We start from the raw sequence: 18,305 nt of genomic DNA, 5'->3' as shown, positions 1-18,305 counted from the left end.
TTTATTTCTATTTAAAAATATTAGGACTTGATTGATAAAGATTATTATTTTTTATCTTTTTGAAAAAGTTTTTTATTTTTACTTGTTTTAAAATATCTTTATTATTTTGTGGCTGACATATTGCTTTGATTCGCAATTAACTGATTTTGTTTTTTTAAGCAGTTTTCATAGCCTGTAAATTTCCATTGGAATTTTGCTTAAGTTTTACAGATAAGCATCTTCGCTTTATAAGTTTTTGTATCGAAGTTTTAATTGTTGCAATGTGTTATTTAATTTAATATAATGCAGTTAAAATACACTAAAAATTTTTAATCTAGTTTTGATTTATTAAGCAGGTAAAAAAATATAAGTTTTTTAGATTGTATAAGTGTAATTAATATAATGGTGGATTTAGCAGGACTCGAACCTGCGACCAACCGGTTATGAGCCGGTTGCTCTAACCAACTGAGCTATAAATCCGCCTTAATTTTTAAAGATAAAATTATATCTTATTTTTGCTTAAAATTATTTTATTTTATTTTTACTATCTATCCAAAAATATCTAAAAGTAATCAAATGCTGTAAAATTCCAAAGAAAATCATAAAAATCGTAAAAGAACTTCCTCCATAGCTAAAAAAAGGCAGCGGGATACCAACAACAGGCGCAAATCCTATAGTCATCGAAATGTTTACCGCAGCATAAATAAAAATAAACAATGCTACGCAGTTTATAGCAACCCTAGCAAAATAATCTTCCTTAAGCTTTTGATTTAAGCTTAGCAAATGAAAAATGAGTAGAGTATAGAGCAAAATCAATACAAATCCCCCCAAAAAACCAAACCTCTCTATAAGATACGCAAAGATAAAATCACTTGTGGAGATAGGCAAAAAATTAAAATGTGTTTGCGTAGCTTCATCTTGAGATTTTCCTATAAGGCCTCCATTGCCTATAGCTATCATGGATTGTGCGACTTGATAACTCGGTTTTTCTGAGATAAAATCATGAATTCTTTGTTTTTGATAGGGTTTTAAAAAATGTGTATAAATAATAGGAGAGCTTATACCGATGGCGATGATGATACTAAGCCAAATTTTATAATGCACACCCATGATAAAAAGCACGCCAAAGCCTACGATTAAAAGCACCATAGCACTTCCTAAATCAGGCTCTTGAGCGATCAGTAAAAAAGGCAAAATGATAAAAAAACTAAGTTTTAGAAATTGTTTTAATTTATAGCCATTTTTAGGCGGTGGATCTTGATAGATCAAATAAGCAAGCATTAAAATAAAACTAGGTTTAAAAATTTCAGAAGGTTGAATGGTAAAATGAGTAAAAGGAATTTCAAGCCATCTTTTAGCGCCTAGCTTTTCAACACCAAAAAGATCTGTGCTTAAAAGTAAAAGAATATTTACCCAATAAGCTATAGGTATAAGCCACATCAGTTTGCGGATAGGCAACAAAAAGAACACGCTAAATGCAGCAATTCCTACACAGGCATAGACAAATTGTTTTTCAGCTAAAAAAGCATTGGCCTCAAATATCAAAAAAAATGAAATCAAAATAATAGGTATAAATAAAATAGGTTGCATATAATCAAAATGTGTTAAAATTCTTCTATCGGGTATAAACAAAATTTGCCTTCAATTTGTAGTATTAAAATATAATTATAAAATAAAACTCTAAATTATATAAAATTATAAGGAAAAAATGCAAACTTTTTTGGTTGATGAATCTTCAAGGCTCGATACTTTTTTAGCTAAAAATCTTCAGCAAAGTCGCAATCAAATAGCCTTGATGATAGAAAAAAACTGCGTTTGGGTTAATGATAAAATTCAAAATAAAAATTCATTTAAGCTAAAAGTCGGAGATAGACTTGTTTTAAATTTACCGCTTGTAGAGGAAGTTAAACCTAAATTTGATATAGATTTTGATATAGAAATTTTATACGAAGATGAGGATTTGTTGGTTTTAAACAAACCCTCAAATTTGGTAGTTCATGGTGCAAAGAGTGTTAAAAGTGCGACTTTGGTGGATTGGCTTATAGAAAAACAATACACCCTTTCTACTTTGGGTGGAGAAGTGCGTGCAGGGCTTGTTCATAGGCTTGATAAAGAAACAAGCGGAGCTATATTGATAGCGAAAAATAATTTTACCCACCAAAAGCTTAGCGAGCAGCTTAGCGATAAAACTATGGGAAGAATTTATCTTGCGTTAATTGATTTGCCACTAAAAGAGGATAAAATTATCATAGATAAAGCTTTGATTCGATCAAGTGCTAATGCTATTAAAAAAATAGTTACAAATAGCTTTGTTAAGGGTTCTAAGGAGGCTAAAAGTGCTTTTGCTAACTTGGCAAAAAGCGAGGATGTGAGCCTTATTGCAGCTAAGCTTTTTACAGGTAGAACGCATCAAATCAGAGCACATTTAGCTAGTATAAATCGTCATATTTTAGGAGATGAACTATATGGCTATAGGGGAAAATACGAGTGTAGGATTATGCTGCATGCGTATTTTTTGTATTTTATTCATCCTAGAAATGGAGAAAAAATATTTATTCAAGCTCCATTAATGGACGATTTTAAACAAATTTTAGAAAAAAAATTTATTTTAGGAGAGCTTAATGAAAAAATTTCACTTGAGTCTTTGCTTGGGTGCTTTGACTCTTTTATTTAGTGCTTGCAGTGTTTCGCAACTTTCCAATATAGGTTCAAAGAAAGAACTTTTAGTCAATGAAAGCTTGCCAAAGATTGACAATCTTAAAAGCCTTAGTGATATTAGTAATATAGCGTTTGAATGGGATCCTTTATATGATGATAATATCAAAGGATTTTATTTATATCGTTCAAATGATGCAAATCCTGAATTTAAACTTGTAGGAACGATTAAGGATAAATTTCAAACCCATTATGTAGATGCTAAGCTTGAGCCAAATACGAAATATTACTATATGATGAGAAGTTTTAATAATCAAGGACATATTTCAGAAGATGGAAAGGTGGTTGAAGTAAAAACTATGCCAAGATTAGAGGCTATTGCTTTTGCACAAGCTATTACCAATTTACCAAGCCGAATTAAATTGATTTGGCGTCCGCATTCAGATCCAAGAGTAGCTTCTTATATCATAGAAAGAGCTAAGGCAGATGGACAAGAATTTAAAAAAATTGCTGAGGTAAAAAATCGTTTAAATGCTGAATTTATAGATGAGGATTTAAAGCCAGAGGAGAGTTTTAATTATAGAATTATAGCGGTTGGGTTTGATGGAGTGCAAAGTGAGCCAAGTTCTGTTTTAAATTCTACAAGCAAGGCTTTGCCACCTCAAGTTGAACATTTAAATGCGAGTTTAGATGGAGCCAATAAAATAGTTTTAACATGGGATGCTCCTAAATATAAAGATTTTTCGTATTATAAAGTTTATTCTACGAGTTCAAGTTTACTTCCTTATACTCTTTTGGCGAAAACCGAGCAAAATTCTTATGAGGATATAGTTGAAGGTGCTGCAAAGAGTAGATACTATAAGGTAACTATGGTAGATATAGATGGGCTTGAAAGTTCTATGCCTAAAAATGGAGTAGAGGGCAAAACTTTAGGGAGCCCATCTTCTCCTAGTGTGATTTTGGCTCAAAGTACAAGTGATGGTATTGAATTAGAATGGGTAGATAATGACTCAAGAGCAGTTGAATACGAAGTTAGACGCTATGGCGGTGGGCAAAATGCTATTTTTAAAGGTATAAAAGAGAAAAGATTAAAAGATATCAAAGCTTTACCGGGTGTAGAGTATAGTTATGAAGTGATAGCGATTGATTCTGTTGGCCTTCGTTCAGAGCCTTCAAAGAGAGTTAAGGCGGGGCAATAGTGCCAAATTTTAAAGCTAGAACACTTAAAGAAATCATTCTACCCTTTGAAAAAGATGGGGTAGAATTTGTTTGGATGGCATATAATGATAATGTGAATTTAATCTACACAAAGGTCGAGGAAGAAAGCTTTTTTTTACAGGTTAAAAAAGGAGAAAATGAATTTGTAGTTAAGGTAGATAAACACACTAAGCCTTCTAAAATAGCCTATTTACATAAGGCTTTATATGTTTTTAAGCAATATTTTTGCGAGGATATTATCAGCGAGGCTTTTGGTATAAAAAACAATGCTTTGGCTGAAAAAACTCCTTTGATTGCTAATGATTTTGAGGAAGTATTGGCAAGACTTGAGGGGAGAATTTACATTGAAATTGGCTTTGGTTCAGGAAGGCATTTGCTTTACCAAGCTAAAAATAATCCCCATGTTTTAATTCTTGGGATAGAAATTTATAATCCAGCCATCACACAGGTGGCTAAGCTTGCGAAAGCACAGGGTATTGATAATATTTTATTGGTTCAAAGTGATGCTAGGCTTTTATTAAGCGTTCTTCAGTCTTATTCTGTAGAAAAAATTTTCTTACACTTTCCAGTTCCTTGGGATAAAAAGCCTCATCGTCGTGTTGTTTCTAAAGCATTTTGTAAAGAATGTGCAAGGGTGCTTACAGCCCAAGGGGTGTTTGAACTTAGAACGGATAGTTATGAGTATTTCGACTTTACTTTTAAGGAATTTTTAGATTTTTCATCGCCACAATTTAGCATTAGAAAAAATGAAAATTTAGAAATTTCTAGCAAATACGAAGACAGATGGAAAAGACAGGAAAAAGATATTTATGATCTTTGGGTTTGGAATTTAGATAAAGAAGAAAATAATCCTTTATCAGAAGAATTTGATTTTTCGGATATACATTTAGATAAAAATGATTTAATGCTTTTAGAGAAAAATTTTGAAAATTTTACTTTAAAGAAAGAGGATTTCTTCTTGCATTTTGAAAATATTTACAAGCAAGGGGAAAGTTTATTATTAAAGATAGCCTTTGGTGCGTTTAATAAACCTGAGCATTGTTATTTGCATATAGGAGAGACGATTAGCTTTGTTTTTAAGGAGCCTTTTAAAATACAAGAAAATTTAAAAGCTATAAAAGAGCTTAAAAAAAGTGTTAAATTTCACTTTAATATGAAACATTTTCTTGAAAATTAAGCAAAAATAAAGCATAATTTACGAATTTTGAAATTCAAAGAGGATGGGATGTCAAATTTAATTCAAGCACATAAACTTTCTTTAGGTTATGATGAATTGGTTATTAAAGAAGCTAGTTTCACTTTTAAAGATGATGATTTTGTTTTTATCACAGGTAAAAGCGGAAGTGGAAAAAGCACTCTGTTAAAATCTTTTTATGGGGATTTGGAGCTTCTTTCGGGTCAACTTGAAGTGTGCGGATCTTCTATGCGAAAAATTGGAAATTTAGAGCTTTTAAAATTGCGTCAGCAAATTGGTATTATATTCCAAGATTATAGACTTATACAAGAATATAGCGTAGAAAAAAATGTTATGCTTCCTCTTATGATTAAAGGTTATAGTAAAAAAGTTTGTCATGATCAAGCAAGCAAGCTTTTAAAACATGTAAATTTGACATTTAAAGCAGATAAATTGCCCAATCAACTAAGCGGAGGAGAGCAGCAAAGAGTAGCTATGGCTAGAGCTTTAGCACACAATCCTAAGCTTTTGCTTTGTGATGAGCCTACGGGAAATTTAGACGAGTATTCTTCAGATATTATTTGGACGCTTTTAAAATCAGCCAGAGAGCTTTTGGGTACTTGTGTTGTGGTGGTTACACATAGAATTCCGAGTAATTTAAGACTGAATTATCGTCGTTTTAATATAGAAAATGGAAATATGAATGAAATTTTTTAAAACCCACTTATCTTTGATTTTACCCTTATTATTTATGATGTTTGCTTTTGAGTTTATTTTGCTTACAAATGCTACCTTAAGATATTACGAAGAACTTGTCAATAAAGATTATAATATCATTGTCGCAAGCTCTACTGAACTTGACAAGAATGTTATAAAAACTAAACTTTCTTCCTTTTCTGACTTAGAACTTTTAGATCCTAAAAATTTGATAGATCGCTTAAAAAATGATATTTCCGATAAAAATTTAAAAATTTTACGAGATTCTTTGCCGAGATTTTATAGCATTAAGCTTAATTATTTACCTACGCAAAATGAGCTTAATATGATTAAAAATCAACTTTTAAGTATTCCAAGCATTAGCAAGGTTGAGACTTTTGCTAAAACACATGATAAGGTTTATTCCTTACTTGTTTTGATGAAATTTGTATTTTGGTTATTTTTATTTATCATTATTTTGCTTTCATTTGTTTTATTTTTAAAACAAATGAAAATTTGGCTTTTTGAGCATACTGAGCGTGTGGAGATTATGTGCTTGTTTGGCGCACCTTTTTGGTTTAGATCTTTTATGTTGTATAAGATTGTGGTTTTGGATTGTTTTATTGCTTTTGTTATTTTATTTATATTTTTTACACAAATTTATAATCTTTCTATAGTTCAAGATAGTCTAAAAGCGGTTGATATTATCTTGCCTCCTATTAATTTTATCGTGCATTTGGGCGTGATTTTTTTAGTGACTTTATTTATATGTTTATTGTGTGTAAATTCGGTGATGTTTAGGGTGAAAAAATGAGAAAAATTTTAATTTTTCTTTGTTTTTTTTTACTAAGCAATGAAATTTATGCTAATGCAATCAATGAAAAAACTAAAAATTTAGAAGAAAACAAACGCATTCAAGAGCAGGTAAATAAAAAGCTTGAAGATTTGGCAAATGATATATTAAGCGGAGAAAAGAGCCTAAAAGAATTAAGCGCTCAAATTGAAACTCTTAATTCTCAAACCCTTAAGCTTGAAGCTCGAGCTAAAGCACAAAATAAAGACTTAAATTTACTCACGAGTCAAAATACGGATCTTTTGAAAAATAAAGCCAATATGGAGGGCAAGCTTATAACTTTAATGGCTAAAGATTTTGCTTATGATTTACCTATTCCGCAAGGTTATGTTGAAAGTAAGGAAAGTTTTATGGCTTTTGAGGTTTTAGGTAGCTTGGATAAAATTTTACAAGATGAAATTTTTAAACTCTCTAAAGATTATGAAGATATAAGCAAGCAAATCGACAGCAAGCAAGATCAAATCAAAAAGATCAATGAGGATTTAAAAGATTATAATACCCAATTGGCAAAACTTCAAAATTTAAGACAAAAGCAAGTCAGCGAGATTAACAAACAAAAAACCGATCGGGCAATTTACGCTAAAAAACTTGAAAATTTGCAAGATCAGCAAGATGAGTTAAGAAAAACCTTAAATCAGTTAAAAATTATAGAAAGCAAGCAAGAAGATAAAAAGCAAACTCAAAAAACTGCTAGTGATAGTAAAATCACTAATAATACCCAAAAAATTCGTCAAATTGGCTCTAGTTATCAAGGAAGCTCTACTAAGCGTTATACAGGTAAAAAAACCATAGCTCCTTTAGAGTCTTTTACTGTAAAGCAAAAATTTGGAAATTATATTGATCCTGTTTATAATATTAAAATTTTCAATGAAAATGTTGTTTTAAGAAGTAAAAAAGCTGATGCTGTGGTAAAAAGTGTTTTAGATGGAAAGATAGTTTTTGCTAAAGATACGAGTATGCTAGCAAGAGTTGTGATAGTCGAACATGATAATGGAATTCATACTATTTATGCACATTTAGACAAGATAGCGCCCAATATCAAAGTCGGTAAAAATGTAAAAAAAGGTGCGGTAGTAGGTAGGATAAAAAATGATTTAACTTTTGAAGTAACACAAAAGAATTTTCATATCAATCCTTTAGAACTTATTAGTTTAAATTAGCTAATTTTAATGCAATTTTCAATATAATTTCAAGCTGATTAAGGAGAAAAAATGCAAGAGAGAAAAAGAGTTTTAGTAAAATTTTCAGGAGAAGCTTTAGCCGGAGAAAATGGTTTTGGTATTGAAAATTCTATTTTAAAATTCATAGCAAATGAGATCAAAGAACTAGTTAAAAACAATATAGAAGTAGGTATAGTAATAGGTGGTGGAAATATCATTCGCGGTGTTTCAGCGGCAAAAGGTGGTCTTATCAAACGCACAAGCGGAGATCACATGGGAATGCTTGCGACTGTTATTAATGCTATTGCTATCCAAGAAGCTTTAGAAAGTTGTGGACTTGATGTGAGAGTGCAAAGTGCGATTCAAATGGAAGCTTTTTGCGAAACTTATATCATGAGAAGGGCTCAAAGACATTTAGAAAAAGGTAGGGTTGTAATCTTTGCTGCAGGCACAGGAAATCCTTATTTTACAACAGATACAACAGCTATCTTAAGAGCGGTTGAAATTGATGCACAAATGGTTATTAAAGCAACAAAAGTAAACGGAGTTTATGATAAAGATCCTAATAAATTTGAAGATGCAGTATTTTTACAAACCCTAAGCTATGATGAGGCAATGCAAGATAACATTAAAGTTATGGATGACACTGCAATCGCTCTAGCTAAGGACAATTCTTTACCTATAGTTGTATGCAATATGTTTGAAGAAGGAAATTTATTGAAAATCATACAAGGCGATAACAGTCTTTGTTCTATAGTTAAAAACTAATCAAGGAGAAATAAATGGAGAATAGAATAGAAGAAATAGCAGCTAAAGCACTAGAAAGAATGGGAGATGATCGCTACCGTCTTTCTTTGGTTGTTGCAAAAAGAGCAGAGCAGTTAGCTGATGGTGCAGCACCTTTGGTTGATATTGATAAAAGTAAATTAAAATTCGCAGATATTGCTTTATATGAGATAGCAGAAAATAAAATCACTTTAGAGGGTCTAGTTGAAACCAGTCGATGAGGAATTATTGCTCGAAAAACTCATTGAAGATATTAAAAATTGTAGAGATTTAACAAGAGCAAAAGAACTACTTTTTAGCATTTGCCAAGAAGATGCTATTGTAGAAAAAGCTGTGGATTATTGCATAAAGTCTCACGAAGGTCAGGTAAGAAAAAGTGGAGAACCTTATGCAGTTCATCCCATCTTGGTTGCAAGCTTAGTTGCTTTTTTAAGTGAAAATAAAGCCACAATTTTAGCCGCGCTTTTACATGATGTGATTGAAGATACACAATGTACTGAAGAAGAGCTTAGAGATCAGTTTGGATCTGAAGTTTTAAAGCTTGTTTTAGGCCTTACAAAAATCGTAGAAATCAGAGAAGATAATCTTATTCCTTCAAAATCAAAGAAAAGTTTAACCAAATCTGCTCTTACATTTAGAAATATGCTTTTAGCAAGTATTGAAGATGTTGGGGTTTTGGTGGTAAAACTTTGCGATAGACTTCACAATATGCTAACCTTAGATGCTTTAAGAGAAGATAAGCAAAAGCGTATTAGCGAAGAAACTTTAGTCGTTTATGCACCCATAGCACATAGACTTGGAATTTCTAGTATTAAAAATTATTTAGAAGATTTAAGTTTTAAATATTTAATGCCTGATGAATATAAACTTATTGATAATTATATCAATTCAAACGATCAGCAAATGCAACTAGGCCTTAATGAATTTATTTCAAAAATCGAACTTTTATTTCTTAGCAATGGCTTTAGGCAAGGAAGCTTTCAAATTCAAAAACGTATCAAGCACAGTTATTCTATCTATCTTAAAATGCAAAGAAAGGGTGTAGGTATAGAAGAGGTCTTGGATCTACTTGGCGTGAGGATTTTGGTTGAAAATGTGAGCGATTGTTATTTGGCTTTAGGGGTTTTACATACAAATTTTAATCCCTTGGTTTCGCGTTTTAAAGACTACATAGCCTTACCAAAACAAAATGGTTATCAAACCATACACACAACACTTTTTGATACGAAAAATATTATCGAAGCACAAATTCGTACTTTTGATATGCATAAAATCGCTGAATTTGGTATAGCTGCACATTGGAAATATAAAGAAGATGGAAGCGTTGTAGCTCCGCGACTTGATTGGCTTGCTGATATTTCAATGCAAAGCACAAACAATCTTGAAAACGCGGAAGATTATAATGCTATTGAGCTTTATGAGTATGCAAAAGATAGTCTTTATGTAGAGGATGTGGCTGTTTATTCTCCAAAGGGTGAAATTTTTACCCTACCGCGAGGGGCTACCGTGCTTGATTTTGCTTATGAAGTACATACTAAAGTAGGGCTTCACGCAAAAAGTGCTTATGTTAATCGTGTAAAAGTCCCCCTTTTAACCGAGCTTAAAAATGGAGATATAGTACGGGTTGTAACTTCCAATGATAGATTTTATCGTTGCTCTTGGATTGATAGTGTAAAAACAGGAAAAGCAAAAGCGAGTATAAGAGAATTTTGCAAGCAAAAAATGAGAGAAATCAATCTTTTAAGCGCGATTAATATGTTAAGTTTTATTTTTAGTGTAGATAAGAATAAGATAGAAAATTGGATCGAAAAAGAGAATTTAGGTAGGCGCATACGACAAGTAGCTAGCGATAGTGCTTATTTAAAAGATATAGTCAATGGGCTTAAAAAATATGCTAAGAAGTCTTATTGGTTTGATAAATATGAAATCAAAGAACAAAAAATTGGAAATTTTTTATTATATTCTAATCATAAAATTGCTAATGTGGATTTTGATTACTGTTGCCATCCAAAAAGAGGTGATGCTGTGCTTGCATTTATCGAGAATGGAAACGCTATAGTTCATCATAAACTCTGTGATAGAGCAGACAAAATGATAGATAATAATAAAGACATGGTTTTGATTAAATGGGATTCTAATATACCTAAATCATACAAATTAATTTTTTCTTTAGAAAATAAAAAAGGAATTTTAGCAGAGTTTTTGGCAGTTTTGGCTAAAATGCAGATTAATTTATTAACGATTAGTTTGTCAAGTGATACTAATACAGTGGTGGATTATTTTGAAATCACGATAGAAATTCCTGACAATATAAATCCTGATAATGTCCGAGATAGATTGAAGTCTTATTGTAAAATTTTAGATTTTACTTCATTAAATGACGCTTATAAAGAAGCTTAAACTAAAAGGTGGAAAATGGATATAAAAAATATACTTGCAGAAATCAAACGAGGGTGTGCAGAAATCATCGATGAAGAAAGAGTTGAAAATTTGATTAAAAATTATTACGAAAAGGGTGAAAATTTTTTCGTAAAAGCGGGATTTGATCCTACTGCACCTGATTTACATTTAGGCCATAGCGTGGTTTTAACCAAAATGGCATATTTGCAAAAACACGGAGCTATAGTTCAATTTTTAATCGGTGATTTTACAGGGCAAATTGGCGATCCTAGTGGAAAAAGCGTTACACGCAAAAAGCTTGATAAAGAACAAGTATTAAAAAATGCCAAAACTTATGAAGAGCAGGTATTTAAGATTTTAGATCCTCAAAAGACGCAATTAAAATTTAATTCTCAATGGCTCAATGAACTAGGAGCTGCTGGAATAGTAGAGCTTACTTCAACCTTTAGTGTGGCAAGAATGCTAGAGCGCGATGATTTTACAAAGCGTTTTAAAGAACAAAGTCCTATTTCTATATGTGAATTTTTATATCCTTTACTCCAAGGATACGATAGTGTAGCTTTAAAATGTGATATAGAAATGGGTGGAACAGATCAAAAATTTAACCTCTTAATGGGAAGAACCCTGCAAAGAATTTATAATACCGGAAAAGAACAAGCTGTGATGATGATGCCTCTTTTAGAGGGTTTAGATGGTGTAAATAAAATGAGTAAAAGCTTGGGAAATTATATCGGCGTTACAGAAAAAGCTAATGATATGTATGCTAAAATTCTAAGTATTAGTGATGAGTTAATGTGGCGTTATTACGAGCTTTTAAGTACTAAAAGTTTAGAAGAAATTGAAAATATGAAAAAAGAAATTTCTAGTGGCAATTTGCATCCTAAGCTTGCTAAGGAAAATTTGGCACTAGAGATTACTGCGCGTTTTCACAATGAAGAAAGTGCTAAGGCTGCAAAAGCCGAATTTGATAGCGTGCATAGTGGAAATGCTTTGCCAAGCGATATAAAAGAATTTGAGATACAAGGCGAAATTTGGCTTGCTAAAGCTTTAGTAGAATGCGGTTTGGAAAATTCTACCTCTGCAGCAAGAAGAAGCATTAATGCAAATGCAGTGAGTGTAAATTCACAAAAAGTAAGCGATGAGCAAATGCAACTTAGTGCAGGGGAGTATATTTTACAAGTAGGTAAGAGAAAATTTGCAAAATTAAAGGTGAATATATGAGTTTAAAATCCCTTCAAATAGGAAAACACACTATAAAATATCCCATTTTTCAAGGCGGAATGGGGCTTGGTATAAGCTGGGATAAATTAGCTTCGGCAGTGTCATTAAATGGCGGTCTTGGTATTATCTCATCTGTTGGAACAGGATATTATGAAAATCGCACCCATATTAGCAAAGAACTGAATGCTAAGCCTTATGGTAGTGAAAATTTTTATTCACGAGAAGGCTTGCAAACTTTGATAAATAATGCAAGAAAAGTATGCGGTGATGCGCCTTTGGGTTGTAATATTTTATGTGCAAGTAATGATTATGCAAGAATTGCTCGTGATGCTTGTGAAGTGGGTTTTAATGTTATAGTTTCAGGCGCTGGACTTCCTACTAATTTACCTGAATTTACAGCAGATTTTCCTGATGTTGCTTTAGTTCCTATAATCTCTTCACCTAAGGCTTTAAAAATCATCTGTAAAAGATGGCAAAGCAGATATAACCGTCTGCCTGATGCTGTTGTGCTTGAAGGACCTAAGAGCGGTGGACATCAAGGTTTTACCTATGAGCAGTGTTTAGATCCTAATTATCAACTTGAGAATTTAATCGCACCTGTGGTTGAAGAGGCTAAAAATTGGGGTTCTTTTCCAGTGATTGCAGCGGGTGGAATTTGGGATAAAAAAGATATAGAAAATGCCATTTCTTTAGGTGCTAGTGGGGTTCAAATGGGAACTCGTTTTATAGGCACTTTTGAATGTGATGCAAGTGATGAGTTTAAAAATGTATTGCTTGCATGTAAAAATGAAGATATAGAACTTATCAAGTCTCCAGTAGGATATCCCGCAAGAGGAGTAAGGACTAATTTGCTTGATTTAGTCGATAAAAGAATGGGACCAAAGATCAATTGTATCAGTAATTGTGTAGCGCCATGTGGCCGAGGTAAAGAGGCAACAAAGGTGGGTTATTGTATAGCAGATAGACTTTTTGACGCATGGTCGGGAAAAAAAGAAACAGGATTATTTTTTACAGGAGCTAATGGCTATCGTTTAGAAAAATTAATCAGTGTTAAAGAGCTTATGGATAAACTTGTTAATGGTGAATAATGCTTAGAATTTTAGTTTTTTGTATCGCGCTTTTTAGTATTTGTTTTGGGGCGTATGAAAATGAGCTTGCTAACTTTGATAAGAATTTCATTATGTCAAAAAATGATGCTCAAGTTAAATTTCATCACCAGCTAAAAAGTCTTTATATACAAAGTGTAATTAATGAAGATGAAAAAACTAAAATCGAAATTTTAAAAAGATTGATTATAAGTTCCAATGCTTTAAATTTAGATGATAAATCTTATGCGAATGAACTAGAAGAAAGCGGAGTTGGTAAAGCTAGTATCAATGCTTTAAGAAAGGCAGTTATTCAGGATAAACAAAAACTTCAGTCTAGTTCTAAAAATGTCGAGCTTTCTAGTTTTGATCCCCCTAAAAGCACTCCAAAACCCCAACAAGCTAAACAAGAAATTGTAAAAACGCAAAACAATAAACCCCAGCAGACAAAAAAAGTAGATAAGGTTTATGTTTTAAAATCAAGTAAGACAAGTCAAGGAGTGGTGCTTGATTTAAATACTAATTTAGAGCAAGAAGATATAAAAAGTTTTGCATTGGATGAAAAGGGAAATTATCGTTATATCAGTGATTTTGAAGGTGTTTTAGAAGGTGGAAGAAAAGAATATAAATTTGATGATTACCGCATAGTGATTTCGCAATACAATCCAAAAACTATTCGTATTGTTGCTTATGCTAAGGAAAAAATTCCTATAGAGTTTGATTTTGAAGATGAAAAAATAAATATTTCTAAAAAATCACAACCTGTTCAAAAAAATATTCCTGCTAAACAAGAAACAAAGACAGCAGTAAAACAAGAAAGTGATAAAGTAGTTGCAAAACAAGAGCCTAAGCAAGTTAAAACTCAAGAAGCTAAAACAAATACTAAAAAAGAGCAAGCAGATGATGAACCTTTATATGTTTTAGATGTAGATAAAAGTTCTAATTCTGTTGTTTTAAATTTAAGTGATGAGCTTGATGAAAAAGATATTACAAGTTTTAGCACAAAAGATCAAAAATTCTTTAGACAAGTAGTGAGCTTTCAAGGAATTTTAGAAGGTAGTCGCAAGAATTTTACTTTTGGGCAAAATGCTGTTACAGTTACTCAGTATAATCCAAAAACAGTTCGCATTGTACTTAGTTCACCTAAGGAATTTAAACTTTTTAAAGAATTAGATGGCAAAAATTTGACTTTAGGCTTTGGTGGTAGTGTAAGTAAAAACACTTCTGTTTCAAGTAAAAGCACTTCAAAAACTAGCAATAAAAATGTTTTAAATTCTAATTTCAAATCCGATAAGCTCATAGTGCTTGATGCGGGACATGGAGGTAAGGATAGCGGTGCTTTAAGTGATAAAAAGGGCACTTTAAAAGAAAAAGATATAGTTCTAAGTACGACTTTAAAGCTTGGAAATGAGCTTAAAAAACGCGGTTATAAAGTACTTTATACAAGAAGTTCAGATAAATTTATCAATCTTAGAGATAGAACAAAGTATGCTAATGATAAAAGGGCGGATTTGTTTTTATCTATCCATGCGAATGCAGCGCCTAGTGCATCAAGGGCAAAAAGCAGTGAAGGTGTGGAGACTTTTTTCCTAAGTCCTGCTAGAAGTGAAAGAAGTAAAAAGGCTGCCGAAAAAGAAAATCAAGGTGATTTTGAAGAGATTAATTATTTTTCAAAACAAAGCATTTTAAATTTCTTAAACAGAGAAAAGATTGTGGCTTCAAACAAACTTGCTATCGATGTGCAAAAAAATATCTTAACCCAAACTCGCAAGAAATATAAAATTGTTGATGGTGGAGTAAGAGAAGCTCCTTTTTGGGTTCTTGTTGGGGCTCAAATGCCTGCTATTTTGATAGAAATCGGATACATTACTCATCCAAGTGAAGGAAAAAGAATCGCAAATAAAAGTTTTCAAGACACTTTGGTTAAGGGTATAGCTGATGGTGTGGAGAATTATTTTTATAACAATAGATGAAAAAAGCTAATTTAATCTTTAAAGATAATACTCCATTTTCTTTGGATTTTGATGATTTTTATTTTAACTCAAAAGATGGTTTAAATGAAAGTAAATTTGTTTATAGCGAGGCTTTTGAATTTAAAGAAAATGATACATTTATCATAGCTGAAAGTGGCTTTGGTATAGGACTTAATTTCTTTTTAACTCTTAAAAGATTTCTTCAAGCAAAAAAGCGTCCTAAAAAATTATTTTATGTCAGTGTTGAGGGTTTTTATATCGAAAAAGACAAGCTTAGGGAAATTTATCAAAAGCTTGGATTTTATGAAGAATTTAAAGAAATTTTAGAAGCTTTTTTAAAGTTTTATCCTAAGGCTAAAAAAGGATATTATCGCTTTTATTTCAAAGACTGCTTTTTGGATTTAATCTTTGATGATATTGCTGTTCTTAGTGAGCTTGATTTTAATGCTGATGTTTGGTTTTTAGATGGTTTTTCTCCGAGTAAAAATTCAGCTATGTTTGATGAAAATTTCATAGCTCAAGTTGCTCGACTTTCAAAGATTGATACCCAAATTTGCACCTTTTCTGCTTCGAGTATTTTACAAAAAAATCTTATAAAATATGGCTTTGAAGTTCAAAAAACTAAAGGTTTTAGAAAGCGAGAGATGATCAAAGCTTTTTTACGCAAAGAAAATCCAATCCTAGATAAAGAAGCTTATTTTCAAAGAATTCCAAGTTTATATAAAAACAAAAAAGTAGCCATTATAGGCTCGGGTATATGTGGTGCGACTTTGGCTTATGAGCTTTCTTTGCGTGATTTTGAAGTCAGTGTTTTTGAAAAAAATGATAGTTTAGGATGCGGTGCAAGTGGCAATGAAAGTGGAATTTTAAGCTCTTTGATTTTAAAACCTGATGTTGCTTTGGGCGAATTTTCTCAACTTGCTTTTGTCGAGGCGAGTCGTTTTTATAAGCAAATTTTAAATTTAAATCTAAACGGAGTGATAGAATTTGCTCATACTCCTTTAATGCAAGAGCGTTTTATAAGCCAAAAAGATAATGTTTTATTTAAGATTGACAAGAATGAAGCTTTTTTGGAAGATGGCGGACATATCAAGCCTAAAGAAATTTTAAAATCACTTTTTGAAAAAAGTCAAGCAAAAATGTATTTTAATCACGAATATGATTTTTTTCAACACCAAGAAGACAAATTTACTTTACATTTTAAAAACCAAAAAGCAATCCAAGATTTTGATATTTTAATCTATGCTATGGGTGCTGATACTAAGGATTTTTTAGTTTATGATGGAATACTTTTAAGTAAGGTTAGAGGACAGATTACTCATCTAAAGCCTTTTTTAGATAATGCGTTTGCTCTTTCTTCAAAAGCTTATATTTGTCCTAGTGATGGGGATTTGCAAGTTATTGGTGCAAGTTATGATAGGCTCAATTTAAATCCAAATCCACAAAAAGCTGATGATGAAGAAAATTTGCAAAATATACAAGAATTTTTAAAAGGTGATGAGGAAATTATCATCAAAGGCTCTAGAGTGGGTTTTAGATCTTATTCTAGCGATAGGTTTGCTATTGTAGGGGCAGCTTATGATGAAGCTTTTTATAAGCAAGAATATAAAGCCTTATTATGGACAAAAAACAAGGCACAGGCTTTGCCTCAAAATATCCCCAATTTATATCTTAATTTTGCTCATGGTTCAAGAGCTTTTAGCACCTCTGTTTTAGCTGCAAGATATCTTTGTGCTTTGATTAATGAAGAGCCTTTGGGGGTATTTAAAAAATTTATTCCTTGTATACACCCTGCAAGATTTTTGATTCGCAAGCTAAAGAAAGGGATATAAATTTTTAGCTTTTATTAATATATCTTTAAGTTTTGTTTATATTTTTCTATCGAAATTTAAATTTTAATACATTTTTAATTTGCTTTGTTTTATTATTAAGTAGAACAAATTACATTAATTAAGGAATTTCAATGATTGATTATAATCAAATAGAGTCCCGTTTAAGTGCACTTGAGAAACTTCCTTCTTTAAATCCTGAAAATTCTATACCAAAAGCTTTAGAAAGATCCGGCTTTACTAGAAGAGATTTTATGAAATGGGCAGGGGCGATGACAGCATTTTTAGCATTGCCAGCGAGTTTTACCCCTATGGTGGCAAAAGCTGCAGAACTTGCAGACAGACTTCCTGTGATTTGGCTTCATATGGCTGAATGTACGGGTTGTAGCGAGAGTTTATTAAGAAGCGATACTCCAACTATTGATAGTTTAATATTTGATTATATTTCTTTAGAATACCATGAAACCGTTATGGCTGCAGCGGGTTGGCAGGCTGAAGAAAATTTAGAAAGTGCCATTGAAAAATATAAAAACAAATATATTTTAATGGTTGAAGGCGGTATCCCTATGGGAGATACAGAGAAATTTTTAACCATAGGACCACATGGAAAGAGTGGCTATGAGCTTTCTAAAGTGGCAAGTGAAAATGCTTTGGCTATTTTTGCGATAGGAACCTGTTCGAGCTTTGGTGGAATTCAAGCTGCAAGACCAAACCCAAGCAATGCTCAACCTCTAAGCAAGGTAACAAGCAAAACGGTTATTAATGTCCCAGGTTGTCCGCCAAGTGAAAAAAATATAGTAGGAAATGTTTTACATTACTTACTTTTTGGCGAGTTGCCTGCGCTTGATGTTTATAATAGACCAAAATGGGCTTATGGTTTGAGAATTCACGATCTTTGCGAAAGACGCGGACATTTTGATGCGGGTGAATTTGTACAAAACTTTGGCGATGAGGGTGCAAAAAATGGTTATTGTCTTTATAAAGTGGGTTGTAAGGGTCCTTATACTTTCAATAACTGCTCTAGAGAAAGATTTAATCAGCACACTTCTTGGCCTATCCAAGCAGGACATGGCTGTATAGGTTGTTCTGAACCAAATTTCTGGGATACTATGGGGCCTTTTGAAGAGCCTATGGCAAGTCGTAAATTTGATACTGTTTTTGGGCTAGGGGCTGATAATGTATCAGATAAAATAGGTATAGGTGTTCTAACGCTTACAGGCGTTGCTATTGCAGCACATGCGGTGATCGCATCTATGAAAAAAAATGAGGAATAAAA

At 32.1% G+C, this 18,305-nt stretch carries 15 protein-coding genes and 1 tRNA gene; 14 read left to right on the top strand and 2 right to left on the bottom strand.

Going from position 1 to position 18,305, the window contains the following annotated elements:
• Positions 1 to 382 precede the first annotated feature (382 nt).
• Positions 383 to 459: transfer RNA gene (locus AAID94_06275), tRNA-Ile, on the bottom strand.
• Between the two features lie 45 nt (positions 460 to 504).
• Positions 505 to 1,611, bottom strand: coding sequence for an FtsW/RodA/SpoVE family cell cycle protein (locus tag AAID94_06270; protein ID XAK23446.1), 1,107 nt, complete (start codon positions 1,609 to 1,611; stop codon positions 505 to 507).
• Between the two features lie 76 nt (positions 1,612 to 1,687).
• On the opposite strand from AAID94_06270, the gene AAID94_06265 reads away from it, so the two are divergent.
• The 14 genes from AAID94_06265 (at position 1,688) to AAID94_06200 (ending at position 18,303) form a co-directional block, all read left to right on the top strand.
• Entirely contained in the window at positions 1,688 to 2,653 is a 966-nt protein-coding gene (locus tag AAID94_06265; protein ID XAK23445.1) for an RluA family pseudouridine synthase, read from the top strand.
• On the top strand, positions 2,601 to 3,833 hold the full coding sequence (locus AAID94_06260; GenBank protein ID XAK23444.1) for a fibronectin type III domain-containing protein: 1,233 nt from the start codon (positions 2,601 to 2,603) through the stop codon (positions 3,831 to 3,833). The genes AAID94_06265 and AAID94_06260 overlap by 53 nt, the downstream gene beginning before the upstream one ends.
• The gene (gene trmB / locus AAID94_06255) at positions 3,833 to 5,029 is read left to right on the top strand and encodes a tRNA (guanosine(46)-N7)-methyltransferase TrmB (protein XAK23443.1); all 1,197 of its coding nucleotides are present in this window, start codon (positions 3,833 to 3,835) and stop codon (positions 5,027 to 5,029) included. Before AAID94_06260 ends, trmB begins: the two co-directional genes overlap by 1 nt.
• Positions 5,030 to 5,077: 48 nt before the next feature.
• A complete protein-coding gene (locus AAID94_06250) occupies positions 5,078 to 5,743 on the top strand; it encodes an ABC transporter ATP-binding protein (GenBank protein ID XAK23442.1) in 666 nt (221 codons plus the stop codon).
• Positions 5,730 to 6,536: an ABC transporter permease gene (locus AAID94_06245; protein ID XAK23441.1), complete on the top strand. Its 807-nt coding sequence runs from the start codon at positions 5,730 to 5,732 to the stop codon at positions 6,534 to 6,536. Before AAID94_06250 ends, AAID94_06245 begins: the two co-directional genes overlap by 14 nt.
• Complete coding sequence (locus AAID94_06240) at positions 6,533 to 7,735, top strand: peptidoglycan DD-metalloendopeptidase family protein (protein ID XAK23440.1); 1,203 nt, start codon at positions 6,533 to 6,535, stop codon at positions 7,733 to 7,735. Before AAID94_06245 ends, AAID94_06240 begins: the two co-directional genes overlap by 4 nt.
• A 51-nt stretch (positions 7,736 to 7,786) precedes the next feature.
• Positions 7,787 to 8,503 (top strand): UMP kinase, encoded by a 717-nt coding sequence (gene pyrH / locus AAID94_06235; GenBank protein ID XAK23439.1) that lies wholly within the window; start codon positions 7,787 to 7,789, stop codon positions 8,501 to 8,503.
• Between the two features lie 14 nt (positions 8,504 to 8,517).
• Positions 8,518 to 8,742 (top strand): DNA-directed RNA polymerase subunit omega, encoded by a 225-nt coding sequence (locus AAID94_06230; protein ID XAK23438.1) that lies wholly within the window; start codon positions 8,518 to 8,520, stop codon positions 8,740 to 8,742.
• Positions 8,726 to 10,921 (top strand): bifunctional (p)ppGpp synthetase/guanosine-3',5'-bis(diphosphate) 3'-pyrophosphohydrolase, encoded by a 2,196-nt coding sequence (locus AAID94_06225; GenBank protein XAK23437.1) that lies wholly within the window; start codon positions 8,726 to 8,728, stop codon positions 10,919 to 10,921. The genes AAID94_06230 and AAID94_06225 overlap by 17 nt, the downstream gene beginning before the upstream one ends.
• Before the next feature lie 15 nt (positions 10,922 to 10,936).
• Positions 10,937 to 12,142, top strand: coding sequence for a tyrosine--tRNA ligase (gene tyrS / locus AAID94_06220; protein XAK23436.1), 1,206 nt, complete (start codon positions 10,937 to 10,939; stop codon positions 12,140 to 12,142).
• Positions 12,139 to 13,230 (top strand): nitronate monooxygenase family protein, encoded by a 1,092-nt coding sequence (locus AAID94_06215; protein ID XAK23435.1) that lies wholly within the window; start codon positions 12,139 to 12,141, stop codon positions 13,228 to 13,230. The genes tyrS and AAID94_06215 overlap by 4 nt, the downstream gene beginning before the upstream one ends.
• The gene (locus tag AAID94_06210) at positions 13,230 to 15,200 is read left to right on the top strand and encodes an N-acetylmuramoyl-L-alanine amidase (protein ID XAK23434.1); all 1,971 of its coding nucleotides are present in this window, start codon (positions 13,230 to 13,232) and stop codon (positions 15,198 to 15,200) included. The genes AAID94_06215 and AAID94_06210 overlap by 1 nt, the downstream gene beginning before the upstream one ends.
• Positions 15,197 to 17,032: a bifunctional tRNA (5-methylaminomethyl-2-thiouridine)(34)-methyltransferase MnmD/FAD-dependent 5-carboxymethylaminomethyl-2-thiouridine(34) oxidoreductase MnmC gene (mnmC, locus tag AAID94_06205; protein ID XAK23433.1), complete on the top strand. Its 1,836-nt coding sequence runs from the start codon at positions 15,197 to 15,199 to the stop codon at positions 17,030 to 17,032. The genes AAID94_06210 and mnmC overlap by 4 nt, the downstream gene beginning before the upstream one ends.
• 131 nt (positions 17,033 to 17,163) lie before the next feature.
• Positions 17,164 to 18,303, top strand: a complete 1,140-nt coding sequence (locus tag AAID94_06200) for a hydrogenase small subunit (GenBank protein XAK23432.1) — start codon at positions 17,164 to 17,166, stop codon at positions 18,301 to 18,303.
• Positions 18,304 to 18,305: the final 2 nt, after the last annotated feature.

This window comes from Campylobacter coli (assembly GCA_039516895.1).
GTDB lineage: Bacteria > Campylobacterota > Campylobacteria > Campylobacterales > Campylobacteraceae > Campylobacter_D > Campylobacter_D coli_B.
This window is presented reverse-complemented; position numbering and strand designations above follow the sequence as displayed.

What these genes read in the sequence shown, in the direction of transcription:
- AAID94_06230 (XAK23438.1), top strand. Translation starts at nt 8,518, where the DNA reads ATGGAGAATAGAATAGAAGAAATAGCAGCTAAAGCACTAGAAAGAATG.
- AAID94_06210 (XAK23434.1), top strand. Translation starts at nt 13,230, where the DNA reads ATGCTTAGAATTTTAGTTTTTTGTATCGCGCTTTTTAGTATTTGTTTT.
- AAID94_06215 (XAK23435.1), top strand. Translation starts at nt 12,139, where the DNA reads ATGAGTTTAAAATCCCTTCAAATAGGAAAACACACTATAAAATATCCC.
- AAID94_06245 (XAK23441.1), top strand. Translation starts at nt 5,730, where the DNA reads ATGAAATTTTTTAAAACCCACTTATCTTTGATTTTACCCTTATTATTT.
- AAID94_06265 (XAK23445.1), top strand. Translation starts at nt 1,688, where the DNA reads ATGCAAACTTTTTTGGTTGATGAATCTTCAAGGCTCGATACTTTTTTA.
- AAID94_06200 (XAK23432.1), top strand. Translation starts at nt 17,164, where the DNA reads ATGATTGATTATAATCAAATAGAGTCCCGTTTAAGTGCACTTGAGAAA.
- AAID94_06260 (XAK23444.1), top strand. Translation starts at nt 2,601, where the DNA reads ATGAAAAAATTTCACTTGAGTCTTTGCTTGGGTGCTTTGACTCTTTTA.
- AAID94_06250 (XAK23442.1), top strand. Translation starts at nt 5,078, where the DNA reads ATGTCAAATTTAATTCAAGCACATAAACTTTCTTTAGGTTATGATGAA.
- tyrS (XAK23436.1), top strand. Translation starts at nt 10,937, where the DNA reads ATGGATATAAAAAATATACTTGCAGAAATCAAACGAGGGTGTGCAGAA.
- AAID94_06240 (XAK23440.1), top strand. Translation starts at nt 6,533, where the DNA reads ATGAGAAAAATTTTAATTTTTCTTTGTTTTTTTTTACTAAGCAATGAA.
- mnmC (XAK23433.1), top strand. Translation starts at nt 15,197, where the DNA reads ATGAAAAAAGCTAATTTAATCTTTAAAGATAATACTCCATTTTCTTTG.
- pyrH (XAK23439.1), top strand. Translation starts at nt 7,787, where the DNA reads ATGCAAGAGAGAAAAAGAGTTTTAGTAAAATTTTCAGGAGAAGCTTTA.